Origin of the sequence: Microbispora sp. CSR-4 (genome assembly GCF_008033685.1) — a bacterium.
Lineage (GTDB): Bacteria > Actinomycetota > Actinomycetes > Streptosporangiales > Streptosporangiaceae > Microbispora.
This window is the reverse complement of the sequence record NZ_VJVX01000042.1, coordinates 36,742-49,088: the sequence shown is the minus strand read 5'-3', so window position 1 is coordinate 49,088 and position 12,347 is coordinate 36,742. Positions and strand designations below refer to the sequence as shown.

General features: G+C 72.9%; 11 protein-coding genes. 4 read left to right on the top strand and 7 right to left on the bottom strand.

All coding sequences use genetic code 11. The annotated features are described in order from the left end of the window. Positions 1-46: 46 nt before the first annotated feature. Complete coding sequence (locus FLV34_RS26970; protein WP_147944404.1) at positions 47-1,153, bottom strand: substrate-binding domain-containing protein; 1,107 nt, start codon at positions 1,151-1,153, stop codon at positions 47-49. On the opposite strand from FLV34_RS26970, the gene FLV34_RS26965 reads away from it, so the two are divergent. Both FLV34_RS26965 and FLV34_RS26960 read left to right on the top strand, forming a co-directional pair. Continuing rightward, positions 1,154-1,606 (top strand): MarR family winged helix-turn-helix transcriptional regulator, encoded by a 453-nt coding sequence (locus FLV34_RS26965; protein WP_260617313.1) that lies wholly within the window; start codon positions 1,154-1,156, stop codon positions 1,604-1,606. A gap of 18 nt (positions 1,607-1,624) precedes the next feature. Then, positions 1,625-2,887: a cytochrome P450 gene (locus FLV34_RS26960; RefSeq protein ID WP_147944403.1), complete on the top strand. Its 1,263-nt coding sequence runs from the start codon at positions 1,625-1,627 to the stop codon at positions 2,885-2,887. Between the two features lie 7 nt (positions 2,888-2,894). On the opposite strand, the gene FLV34_RS26955 is transcribed toward FLV34_RS26960, so the two are convergent. The 4 genes from FLV34_RS26955 to FLV34_RS26940 all read right to left on the bottom strand — a co-directional run bounded on the left by FLV34_RS26955 (position 2,895) and on the right by FLV34_RS26940 (position 7,098). Next, positions 2,895-4,505, bottom strand: a complete 1,611-nt coding sequence (locus tag FLV34_RS26955; protein WP_142648458.1) for a peptide chain release factor 3 — start codon at positions 4,503-4,505, stop codon at positions 2,895-2,897. Between the two features lie 137 nt (positions 4,506-4,642). Continuing rightward, on the bottom strand, positions 4,643-5,458 hold the full coding sequence (locus tag FLV34_RS26950) for an MBL fold metallo-hydrolase (RefSeq protein ID WP_147944402.1): 816 nt from the start codon (positions 5,456-5,458) through the stop codon (positions 4,643-4,645). Further along, positions 5,455-6,063: a TetR/AcrR family transcriptional regulator gene (locus tag FLV34_RS26945; RefSeq protein WP_147944401.1), complete on the bottom strand. Its 609-nt coding sequence runs from the start codon at positions 6,061-6,063 to the stop codon at positions 5,455-5,457. The genes FLV34_RS26950 and FLV34_RS26945 overlap by 4 nt, the downstream gene beginning before the upstream one ends. Positions 6,064-6,120: 57 nt before the next feature. Beyond that, positions 6,121-7,098 (bottom strand): helix-turn-helix domain-containing protein, encoded by a 978-nt coding sequence (locus FLV34_RS26940; protein ID WP_147944400.1) that lies wholly within the window; start codon positions 7,096-7,098, stop codon positions 6,121-6,123. Positions 7,099-7,161: 63 nt separating this feature from the next. On the opposite strand from FLV34_RS26940, the gene FLV34_RS26935 reads away from it, so the two are divergent. Further along, positions 7,162-8,142 carry an aldo/keto reductase gene (locus tag FLV34_RS26935; RefSeq protein ID WP_142648454.1) on the top strand — a complete coding sequence of 327 codons (981 nt, stop codon included), beginning with the start codon at positions 7,162-7,164 and terminating at the stop codon, positions 8,140-8,142. 501 nt (positions 8,143-8,643) lie between these two features. After that, the gene (locus FLV34_RS26930; protein WP_187280746.1) at positions 8,644-10,875 is read left to right on the top strand and encodes an HNH endonuclease signature motif containing protein; all 2,232 of its coding nucleotides are present in this window, start codon (positions 8,644-8,646) and stop codon (positions 10,873-10,875) included. 86 nt (positions 10,876-10,961) lie between these two features. Here the strand turns inward: FLV34_RS26930 and FLV34_RS26925 are convergent, their stop codons facing one another. Next, the gene (locus tag FLV34_RS26925) at positions 10,962-11,174 is read right to left on the bottom strand and encodes a hypothetical protein (protein ID WP_142648452.1); all 213 of its coding nucleotides are present in this window, start codon (positions 11,172-11,174) and stop codon (positions 10,962-10,964) included. A gap of 288 nt (positions 11,175-11,462) precedes the next feature. Further along, positions 11,463-12,263 (bottom strand): hypothetical protein, encoded by an 801-nt coding sequence (locus FLV34_RS26920; protein ID WP_147944398.1) that lies wholly within the window; start codon positions 12,261-12,263, stop codon positions 11,463-11,465. Positions 12,264-12,347 lie beyond the last annotated feature (84 nt).

Genomic DNA, 12,347 nt, shown 5'->3' with positions numbered 1-12,347 from the left:
ACGATAGGGGCAATCCTTGAAAACGAAAAGGTTTCTAGTGGAAGTTTTACATGGGGTACATAAACGGCGTGACGACCTCGAAGTCCAGCCCGTCGGCCCTGGCGAGGTACACCCGCTGCCGCACCCGCCCCTCGGCCAGCGTGAGCGGGCCGCGCCCGGAGACGATCGTCGTGCCGTCGGCGACCGCCTCCACGGCGGGCACCGCCAGCGTGCCCGCGCGCCGGGCCAGGGCGGCCAGCATGAGCACACCCTCGTAGCAGCCGTGAGCATGCCCGTTCAGCAGCGGCGCCTCCGGGCCGAACATCGCCGTGTAGCGCTCGGCCAGGGCGAAGTTGGCGGCGGTCACGATGCCGCCGAAGTACCCCATCGCGGCGTAGAGCCCGCCGGTCGTGTCGCCGCCCGTGGCGAGCAGCCCGTGCTCCTCCAGCGCGCCGCACAGCCGCGCGCAGCCGAGACCGCTGGCGGCGAAGGCCCGGTTGAACGCGATCAGGTCGCTGCCGATGAGCGTGAGCAGCACGGCGTCCGGCCGCGCCGCGGCCACCTCCTCGAGCAGCCGGTCCGTCGCGGCGGTGCCGGGCGGGACGAGCCGCTCCCCCACGACCGTCGCGGACCGGGCGCGCAGGTGCCCGCGGGCCGAGGCGTGCACCAGGCGGGGCCAGACGTAGTCGTTGCCGAGCAGGAACCAGCGCCGGGCCTTCCGGTGCCCGACCAGCCAGTCGATCCCCGGGGCGACCTGCAGCGACGCCGGCTCGCCGAGATAGTAGACGCCCGGACGCCGGGCGCCGCCCTCGTACGGCGGGGTGTAGACGAACGGGGCCGCGCCGCCGAGCGCCTGCTCGACCGCGATGCGCACGTCGCTGGCGTGCGTGCCGACGACGGCCTGGACGGCGCCGGAGAGCACCAGGCTCCGCACCTCCGAGGCGACCGCGGACGGACCACGGCCCCCGTCGACGAGCACGAGCTCGACCGGCCTGCCCAGCACTCCCCCGGCGGCGTTGACCTCCCGGGCGGCCAGCACGGCACAGTTGATCGCTCCGGGCCCGAGCAGACCGAGCACACCGGAGACCGGCACCACCAGCGCGACCCGGAGCGTGTCCGCGGGCAGCAGGTGTGCCTCAAGAGAGTCGATGACGACTGTGACAGGATCGGCCACGTGCACGAGTATCCCCCCACCGAACAGGTGACCGGCCTCGGGTCGTCGCTCGCCTATCTGCTGAGCCGGGCAGAACGCAGCGTCAACCGCGGCCTGGCCGCCGTGCTCGCCACCGAGGACGTGACCGTCGAGCAGTGGCGCATCCTGCAGGCGCTCGCGGACGGGCGCGGGCACTCGATGGGCGACCTGGCAGAGGCCGCGCTGATGCCCCACCCCACGCTGACCAAGGCGGTCGACCGGCTGGTGGACCGCGCGGTCGTCTACCGGGGACACGACCCGGCCGACCGCCGCAAGGTCGCGGTCTTCCTCGCCGACCGGGGCCGCGACCTGCTCGCCCGCCTGGAGGCGGGCATCGCCGAGCACCAGCGGGGGATCATCACCGCGTACGGCCCGGCCCGCACCGACCGCCTGATGCGCGACCTGGAGTCGCTGCTGGCCTCCCTGGAGGACTGACATCGAAGTGAGGTAGGCATGAGCACTTCCGGCACGGCACGACCCGTCGACCTGTTCGGCGCGGATCTGGTGCGCGACCCGTTCGAGGGCTACTCGCGCCTGCGGGAGCAGGCCCCGATGGTACGCGGCTCCTTCCCCGGCCTGGACTCCCCCGTCTGGCTCGTCACGCGGTATGACGACGTCAAGACCGTGCTGGGCGACCGCAGGTTCGTCAACAACCCGGCCAACGTGCCGGGTGCGAACGTGCACAACATCCGCGAGCAGCTCATCGAGGCCCGGGGCATTCCCCGCGAGTACGCCCCGTACATCCTCGACAGCGTCCTCGACTCCGACGGCGACGACCACCTCCGGCTGCGCAGGCTCGTCTCGCGCGCCTTCACCGCACGCCGGGTGGCGGAGCTGCGGCCCCGGGTCCAGGAGATCACCGAGGACCTCCTCGGCAGGCTGCCCGGCCACGCCGAGGACGGCGTCGCCGACCTGATCGAGCATTTCGCCTACCCCCTGCCGATCACCGTCATCTGCGAACTGGTCGGCATCCCCGAGGAGGACCGCCCGCTGTGGCGGGAGTGGGGCAGGAGCCTGGTCTCACTCAGGCCCGGAGCGATGGCCGAGCCGCTGCGGCACATGGTGACCTACATCCGGGAGCTGATCGCCCGCCGCCGTGCCGAGCCCGCCGGAGACCTGCTGACCGGCCTGATCCGCGCCCACGACGAGGACGGCGACCGGCTCACCGACACCGAGATGGTCACCATGGTCCTCACGCTCGTCCTCGCCGGGCACGGGACCACCGCCCACCTGATCGGGAACGGCACCGCCGCCCTGCTGACCCACCCGGACCAGCTCGCCGCGCTGCGGGCCGCCCCGGAGCTGCTACCGCGCGCCGTGCACGAGCTGATGCGCTGGTGCGGGCCCGTCCAGGGCACCCGGATCCGGTACGCCGCCGAGGACGTCGAGTTCGGCGACATGACCGTGCGCCGGGGCGAGCCGGTGATGGCGGTGCTGGTGTCGGCCAACTACGACCCCCGGCGCTTCGACGACCCCGACCGGCTCGACGTCACCCGCGAGCCCGACGGGCACAAGGAGGTCCACGTCGGCTTCGGCCACGGCCTGCACTACTGCCTGGGCGCGGCGCTGGCCCGGCAGGAGGGCGAGGCGGCCTTCGGCGCCCTGCTGCGCCGTTATCCGGCGCTCGAACTGGCCGTCGCCCCGCAGGACCTCGACCGGCAGTTCCTGCCCTTCTCCTGGCGCCTCGCCCGTCTTCCCGTACGCCTGGGGGCGTGAGCGGACGTCAGGGGGACGTGCCGGGGACGGCCTGGCCGGCGATCAGCGGTTCGAGGGTGAGGCCCTCGTGCTCGCGCTGGATGGAGCGCATGCGCCACTGATCGGTGAACACGGCGAGCAGGGCCTGGTCGCGGCTGCGGATCAGCACCTCCGCGCCGCGCTGGCGCCGCAGCACCTCCGCGGACTCGGCGTCGGTGCGCAGGGCGAGGCCGTACTCCAGCCGGTCGAGCACGATCTCCGCGCCGAACTCGGTGGCCAGGCGCTGCTCCACGACCTCGAACTGCATGGGCCCGACCGCCGCGAGCACCGGGGCCTGGTCGCCGCGCAGGTCGGAGCGGAGCACCTGGATCACGCCCTCGCCGTCGAGCTGGTCGATGCCGCGGCGGAACTGCTTGGCCTTGGCGGTGCTGCGCGACCGGGCCACGGCGAAGTGCTCGGGGGCGAAGCTGGGGATGGGCGGAAACTCCACCGGCGTCCCCTCATAGAGGGTGTCGCCGGGCCGCAGCGCGGTGGCGTTCACCAGCCCGACCACGTCTCCCGGGTACGCCTCGTCGATGGTGGCGCGCTCCTGGCCGAACACCGACTGGGCGTACTTGGTGGCGAACGGACGGCCGGTGGCGGCGTGGGTAAGCACCATGCCGCGCTCGAACCGGCCGGAGCAGACCCGGACGAACGCGATCCGGTCGCGGTGGGCGGGGTCCATGTTGGCCTGCACCTTGAAGACCAGGCCGGAGAACGGCGCGTCCAGCGGCCGGTCCGCGCCCTCGACGTCCGGGCGGGGCGCCGGGGCGGGGGCGAGGTCGACGAGCACGTCCAGCAGCCGGGCCACGCCGAAGTTCGACAGCGCCGCGCCGAACAGCACCGGCGTGGACTCGTGCGCCTCGAACGCCTTCTGGTCGTGCTCGGCCCCGATGGCGGCGAGCAGGTCGGCCTCCTCCCCCGCGCGCACCCAGTCGGCCCCGAGCTCGGCGGCGGCCTGCTCGGGGGTCAGCTCGGTCTCCAGCGCCTTGGTCGCGCCGCCGGGCGTGCGGGTGTAGCGGACCGCGCGGCCCTGCAGCCGGTCGACCACGCCGTGGAAGTTCCCGGCCGCGCCGATCGGCCAGGTGACCGGCGTGGGACGCAGCCCGGTGCGCTCCTCGATCTCGTCCAGCAGCTCCAGCGGCTCCCGGCCCGGCCGGTCCCACTTGTTCACGAACGTGATGACGGGGATGCGGCGGTGGCGGCAGACCTCGAACAGCTTCATGGTCTGCGGCTCCATGCCCTTGGCCGCGTCGAGCAGCATGACCGCGCAGTCGACCGCGGCCAGCACGCGATAGGTGTCCTCGGAGAAGTCCGCGTGGCCGGGCGTGTCCACCAGGTTGAACACGTGGCCGCGATAGTCGAAGCGCAGCGCGGCCGACGTGATGGAGATGCCGCGGGCCCGCTCCATCTCCATCCAGTCGGACGTCACGCCCCGCCGCCCGGCCTTGCCGTGCACGGCTCCCGCCTGGGTGATCGCCGAGGCGTGCAGGGCCAGCGCCTCGGTCATCGTGGACTTTCCCGCATCCGGGTGGCTGATCACCGCGAACGTGCGGCGCCTGGCCGCCTCACTCGCGGCGGCGCTGGTGGCGGTGCTCATCGCCGCGTCCCCCTGTCGGCGCGGGCGCGGGTCGTCGTGATGCGGTCGTACGTGCAGGCCATCCGTGCTCCCAAACAGCATGAGGACGGTTGAGGTTACCGCACGCCGGAGGATGCGAAGGATCTAGACGGCCCGGCTCACTCGCCGGGGGACGTGAAACGGCGCAGCTCCCACGGATCGTGGGCGGAGAAGACCTCCACCTCGTCCGCGTGGTCGCGGACCAGGGCGCGCAGCCGGTCGCGGTTGCGCAGCCGCAGCTCGGCGTCGACCTGCGAGCCGGTCTGCACGAAATCGAGCAGCGGGTGCGGCTGCGGCTCGTCCGCCCGCAGCTCGCCGTGGTAGAAGTACGCGTCGCCCGCGTGCAGCAGCCACCGGCCGCCGTCGCGCACCGCCACCGCCGCGTGCCCGGCCGTGTGCCCGCCGAGCGGCACCAGCAGGAAGTCCGCCGGCAGCCCGTGCGGCAGCCGTACGCCGCCGAAGCCGAACCACTCCTCGCCCGCGCCGGTCCCGTACGTCTCCCAATGGGGCCCATGGGCCCAGTGCGCCGGCCGGTAGCGCCTGCTGGGGGCCTCGGCGAGCGCCGCAGTCAGTTCGTCCTCCAGGACGTGCACCCGGGCGCCCGGGAAGTCCGGCAGGCCGCCGGAGTGGTCGACGTCGAGGTGGGTCAGCAGGACGTGCCGCACGTCGGCGGGCGCGTATCCGAGCCGCTCGACCTGCCGCACGGCGGTCTCGGCCGGATCGAGCACCGGCTCGACCATCTCGGTCCAGTCCGCGGCGAGCGAGCCCGCCGGGTCGCGGACGTCGCCGAGCCCCAGCCCGGCCTCCACGAGCACCAGGCCGTCGCGATCGGTCTCGACCAGCAGGCAGTGCGCCACCGCGTGCGCGGACGGCATGCCGTCGTCGATGGGCTCGAGCTTCCGCATCGAGCCGCAGTTGAGGTGATGGATCTTCATTCGGAGTCCTTTCGCGCAGCGGCATCGGCGGCGTCGGCGACCATGCCCCCGACCATGCCGCCGATCCGTTGCGTGACCGAGTGGATGACGGCGGTGTCGCGGCGCACACGGGCGAGCAGGAGCGCTCCCTGCAGCGACGACAGCACCAGGTCGGCGACCGCCTCGGGGTCGTCCACGCCGTGCCCGCGCAGATAGCCGGCCAGGCCGCGCAGCCAGGAGGCGTACGTCGTGTCGCAGGCCGACCTGATGGGCTCGCTGTCGCCCGCGGCCTCCAGCGCGACCGTGGCCACCGGGCAGCCCTCCTGGAACCCCGACTCCTCCAGGTCGCGGGCGAGCAGATCGCCGATCCGGGCGACTGCCTCGGCGGGGCCGGAAGCGGCGGCCACGGCCGCGGCCATGCGCTCGCCCAGCTCACCGCCCGCGATCGCCACCGCCTCGGCGGCCAGCTGCTCCTTGCCGTCGGGGAAGTGGAAGTAGAGCGAGCCCTTGGGCGCCCGGCTCTCCGCCAGCACCTGGTTGAGGCCGGTGGCGTTGTAGCCCTGCCGCTGGAAGAGCCCGGCGGCCGTGCGCAGGACCCGCTCGCGCGTGTCGTTCCTTCGCGTCATGCCGATCAGACTAGACCGGTCTACATAGTTTCGGCAAGATCCCCGTTCAGAGCGCGTCTACGGCGCCTGGTCCTCCCCGGCGAGCTGTTCGCCGAGGCCGGTGCGGCGGTAGGGCAGGCGGCGGCCGTCCCGTTCGCCGGTTATCAGGCCGGCGTCCCTGAGCGTGGTCAGGTGGTGCGACGCGGTCGCCGGGGCCAGCCGGAGGGCGGCGGCCACCTCCCCCGTGCCGGCCGGTTCCGCCAGCAGGGCGAGCACGGCCGCGCGGGTCGGGCCGAGCAGGGCGGCCAGCGCCGCCGGCGGTTCGGCCGGCGCGGGCCGGTCCCACAGCCGGCCGTGGCCGCGCGGCGCGTACCACAGGGCGCGTCCCGACGGGGTGCCGGTCATCGTGTACACGTGCGGGCCGGTGAACCCGGTCGGCAGCAGCGTGAGCGGGTGCCCGTCCAGGCCGAACTCGCCGTCCTTGTCGTACGCCAGCCGCAGCGCCCCGCCGTCCCAGTCGAGGCGCGGGTGCAGATCCGTCAGCAGCGCCCCCGGCCCGCGCTCGGCGGCCAGCAGCCCGCGGCGGGTCACCTCGCCCTCCGCGGGCGCGCGCAGCCGCGGCCAGCTCGGCGCGATCGCCGTCGAGAAGTAGCGCCGGATCTCCCGCACCGTCACGGCCAGCGCGCCCGCGGGGTCGGTCGCGAAGCGCTCGGTTTCCGGCGGCGCGCGGTGCCCGGCCCAGGCCCGTTCCACCTCGGACACGACCCGGTCGAGCGGCGTGGCCGCCACCACCCGCAGCTCCTGCTCCAGGGTCGGGCGGGTGACGGGCGGCGCCGGGGTGAGGAAGTCCGGCACGTAACCGCTGGGGCCCGGGACCAGCGGACGGAGCGTGGTCAGTCCTCGCAGCAGCGGCTCGGCCCGGGCCCGCCAGGACGCGGGGACCAGACGCGCCGAGCGGGAGCGCAGCGCGAGGCAACTGGCCACGACCTCCGCCATCGGGCTGTGCGCGAACCTGAGCCGCAGCAGGTCGGCGGGGGCGAGCTCGATCCGGATCACCCGTCCATTCGAGCATGCTCGAACGGTTAACGGACAGCGGCCCCGCGTTCCTACGGTCGGCGCATGGAATACACCCGTTTGGGGCGGACCGGCCTGCGCGTCAGCCGGATCTGCCTCGGCACCATGAACTTCGGCTGGCAGATCGGCGAGGCCGAGAGCCACGCGATCCTCGACCGGGCGCACGACGACGGCGTCAACTTCGTCGACACCGCCAACATGTACGGCAGCGAGACCGGCGACGGCCTGAGCGAGCGGTTCATCGGCCGCTGGTTCGGCAAGACCGGCCACCGCGACCGGATCGTGCTGGCCACGAAGGTGTACGCCCCGATGACCGACTGGCCGAACGACGGCGGGCTGTCGGCCCGGCACATCATCGCCGCCTGCGAGGCGTCGCTGCGCCGCCTGGGCACCGACTGGATCGACCTTTACCAGATGCACCACGTGCAGCGGGACACGCCGTGGGAGGAGATCTGGCAGGCCATGGAGACGCTCGTCGCCCAGGGCAAGGTGCGATATGTGGGGTCGTCCAACTTCGCCGGCTGGCACCTCGCCCGCGCCCAGTCCGCGGCCGACCGGAGGAACTTCCTCGGCCTGGTCTCCGAGCAGTGCAAGTACAACCTGCTCACCCGGCACGTCGAGCTGGAGGTGCTGCCCGCGGCGATCGAGCTGGGGATCGGGATCCTGCCCTACTCGCCGCTGCACTTCGGCGCGCTGTCCGGGGCGCTGCGCAAGCAGCGCGAGGGCGCGGCCGGTCGCAGCGTCCTGCACGCCCCCGAGCGGGTCGAGCCGCACCGGGCGGCGATCGAGGAATACGAGAAGCTCTGCGCCGATATCGGTGCGGAGCCCACCACGGTCGCGCTCGCCTGGCTGCTGTCGCGGCCCGGAGTGACCGCCCCGATCATCGGGCCGCGCACCCCCGGGCAGCTCGACCTGCCGCTGACCGCGCTGCGCACCGAGCTGTCCGCAGAGACCCTGGCCTGGTTGGAGGAGCTGTTCCCCCCTGTCGGCAACGGCGGCCCCGGCCCCGAGGCCTGGGCCTGGTGATCCCGCGCCCATGAGCCTCACCCAGTCGCGCACGCGGGGCGGTACGCGGGGCCGTACGCGGAGGCGGATGCGAGGCCGTACGCAGGGCCGTACGCGGAGGCGGATGCGGGGGCGGCGGCCGGGTCCGTCGGCACACTTCAGGATGGAAACGCCCCCGCCCGGCGCTCGTCCGGCCTTTTCTGCCTTTTCTGCCTTTTCTGCCTTTTCTGCCTTTTCTGCCTTACGAGCCTTTCGGGCCGGTCCATGCCCTGCTCGATTTCCTGCCTGCCGCCTTATGTCCCGTACGTGCTTATGCGAATGTCCCGCAGGCGCGCTTTGCGGCTTTTATGACCCGCCTGAAGCTCCAACTTAGCCCCTCGGCGAGTTGCCACTCACGGAAAAGAGGTGAGAGAATTAATACAAGTTTTCGAATGACTTGAGGAGGGCGAGATGGATCTGTTCAATCCAGACCCTGATCGCCATCGTCGTGCGAATAGTTTCGACGACGGCTGGTGGGATCGGTTGACCGCCAATTCCCCGCTGTGGTCGTCCGACGGTTCATCCGCCCACGAGCCCTTCCCCATCATCGGCTTCGAGCCCCCGCAGCGTGCGAGCCGTGCCGAGGACGAGGGCGACACTGGCGCTGATGGCGACGCCGATAGCAGCACCAGCGATGACGCCCCCGGTGCCGGTCAGGGCAAGGGCCGGTCGTCGTGGGTGGTGGTGGGGTCTGTTCGTGAGGTGGCCCAAGAGCTGGCGCTGACGCCGCTTCCCGACGACGTGGATACCTGCCTGGCCGAGGCGGAGGAGTTGCTGTTCGCCCGTGACCGAATCACGAGTGCGCTGGCCGATCGGGTGGGGCGGGGGCATCGTGCGGGGCAGGCCAGGCAGCATGGGCATGCCTCCACCCGCTGCTGGCTGCGCACCAGGGGGGGGATGACGGGGGGCGGTGCGGGCCGCCTGCTCACGTTGGGGGCGGAACTGCCGCGCCTCCCCAAGGTGCGGGAGAAGTTCGCTGCGGGTGAGCTGGCGGCCGGGGTGGTGGAGGCCATCTGCGCCGCTGTCGCCGGACTAACCGACGAGCAGGCCGGCCTGGCGGAGCCGATCCTGGTGGACCTGGCCAGCAAGGCCGGGGCGGCGGAGGTCGCCAAGGCCGGCCGCCACCTGCGGGCGGTGCTCGACCCCGATGGGGAAGAACGCGATGAGCGGGCCGATTACGGGAGGCGGTTCCTGCGGGTCCGCCCGGGCAAGGGCGGCGGCGTGGAAGGAGAGTTCTACCTGCCGCGTGAGGCCGGCGCCCGGTTGATGGCCTTGTTGCAGGCGTACGCCAAGCTGAGGGCACAGGGGGATGACCGCCCGCTGACGGTACGTCAGGCCGACGCGCTGATCGCCCTGCTGGAGCAGAAGATCACCGCCGAGCTCCTCGTCGTGGTCAGCGCCGAATCCCTCCCCACCGACCCCGACAACACCGACACCAGCGACTCTGCCCCCGACGACGACGCCGACCCCGCCGCCGACCTTGCTGACGGCGAGGCCGACGACACCGTCTCCGACCCGATGAGCGGCCCCGGTCACGCGAGCGGCGCAGACGACCCCGACGACTACGACGCTGCCCAGGCCGACGACACCGGCGGCTACGCCCCCAATGAGACCGGAAGCACCGAGGACCCGAGCCAGGGTGACGACACCGTCTCGGGCGAAATGGGCGACCACGATGATGCGGGCGGCACCGACGCCCCCGATGGCTCAGACGAGTTCGACACTGCCGAGGCCGCCCCCGCCACCGCCCCCGCCACCGCCCCTGCCGCCGACTCCGCCATCGACCCTGCCCCTGGCTCCACCGATGCCACGACCGGACTTCGCGACATGGAGTCTCGCGACTATGGAGTCGGTGAGCGCGAGGCCGGTGAGCGGCGGCCCGGTGAGTGCGAGGCCCGTGACCGGCGGCCCAGCGAGCGCGAGCTGCGCGACACCGCGAGCACTGCCTCTGCCGACTGCGACATAGCACCCTCGGAGGCGGCGCAGCCAGACCCTCCTCCCGAGGACGCCTCCACACGTCACACCCACGCCGGGCCCCGGCCTGCGGGGGACTGCCGGCATGGCCAGGGCACGTGCCCGTGCGACGGCCAGGCGCGCTGCTCGCGTGCGACGCAGGCACCGGGGGCACCGGGGGCACCGGGGCCATCGGGAACGGCGCCCGGCGGGCCGGGACCGGAGCCGGAGACACCACCCGGGAGGGCATCGGGAACAGCACCGGGAGCCGGGCGAGGAACACCGGAGACCGCGCAAGGAGCGACGCAAGGCGCGTCACCGGGAGCAGCGCCGGGGGCGTCGGTGGGGATGGCGCCGGGGTTGTTGCCGGCGACCGGGCAGGTGCTGCCCGTCTCCAGCGTGCACCGCCTCGCCCGCACTTCCACTCTGGTGCGGATCGTCATGAACGCCGAGGGACAGGTCCTCGACATGGGCCGCAAAGTCCGCCTCGCCACCCCCGCCCAACGACGGGCCGTGTACGCCCGGTATGCCACCTGCTGGATCGACGGCTGCCCGCTCCCGGCGACCATGTGCCAGATCGACCACGCCGACAACTGGAGCAGCGGAGGGCTGACGGACCTGAAGCTGCTGGGCCCGGCCTGCCAGTTCCACAACCGCGACCGCTACCAGCACCCCGAGCGCTACACCCGCCGCAACGTAGGCACTGACCGCTGGGCCTTCACCTACCACCGCCTGGGAACAGCCCGGCGACTACGGGAATGAGGCGGGGGAGTGAGGAGGGGCGACGCACGGGGGGGCACCGACCGCTGGGCCTTCACCTACCACCGGATCGGGATCAGGCGGCGGTGCTACGAGAGCGACTGAGCCGCGCCGACCACGAAGGACTCCAGCCGGTGCAGCAGCGCGGCCATCTCGCTCTCGGGCAGGCGGGTGGTGTCGGCGTTCAGCTCCACCCCGAGCGTGCCCTTCCAGCGCATCAGGGCCACGCAGAAGTCGCAGCTGCGCTTGTCGGTGCCGGGGACACTCCAGCTCGGACTCCCCGTCCGCGCCGCCGCCGACACACGGGTCCTCGCCGGGGCGCAGGTCGTTGAAACAGCACGACGGGAACATGGGGACCCCCCGGTCGGCGCTCATCCGGTCGATCATCGCGTTCAGGGCCAGCGAGTCGAAACGGGCCCGCCGGTAGGACGCGAGAACCGCCGGATAGGCGCTCACGAGGGTCTCGGGAAGGCTCTCGCAGGGCCCGAGGGTGAACAACCCCAACTGGTTGAGGCTGGTGACCAGGTCCCGGCTCCGGTCGTTGAAGCGGTTGTGCACGATCGGGGTGATCGCGCGCACCTCGTGGCCGGTCAGCTCGCGCAGCAGCACGGCGACCGCCACGAGCAGGACGGTGGCGGTGCTGACGCCGGCGCGGCGGGCCAGCACCTGGCCGGCGCGGTTGAGCCGGGGCGACGACAGCACGGCCCGCGCGTATCGCGGCGTCGCGCCCGCTCCGGCCGCTTCCGGGAACATGGCGGACGGCACGGTGTGCGGAGCAGCGTCTCCCACTGCGCGATCGCCCGGTCCGAACGGGCCGAGGCCATCGACTCGTCCCGCACGAGGTCGAGCAACTGCGACGGCGGCGGCCCCGCGATCGCGCCGCGGAGCAGCAGCATCCGCAGGTCGCGAACCACGACGTCGGCCGCGTGCCAGTCCGCGACGACGTGGTTGAGCACCAGCGCCACATGTGTGGCGGCGCCGTCGCAGACGACGAGACCGGCGCGCAGCGGCTGCTCGCCGTCGCCGAACGAGCGGCCGGCCAGGCGGGCGACGAGGTCCGCCGCCGCGCCGTCCGCGGCGTCGCGTGCCACCTCGACCGTCTCGATCGGCAGGGTCCCGGCCGCCGCCACCTCCTGGTACGGCCCCTCCGCGCCGAGCCGTACGAGCGATCGCAGGGCGTCGTGCCGGCCCATCACCTGCGCCAGGGCGGCCGCCACGGCCCGGGGACTGCGCGGGCCGCCCGCGCCCGGGACGGCGAGGAGCCGGGGCACGTTGAAATAATGCGCGCTGTCCGGCCCGACCTTCTGGATGGCCTCCCAGATGTCCCGCTGCCCCCATGCGAGCTCCGCCGTTCCGGAACGATCGGCGGCGAAGTCCACAGAAAGCCGCATGGCTCTCCTTTATCGAACGCGGGCGGGTGGATCCGGAAACGCTCCAACGAAGGCTAGGTTTGCGCTCCGCGCCGGTCAAGATTC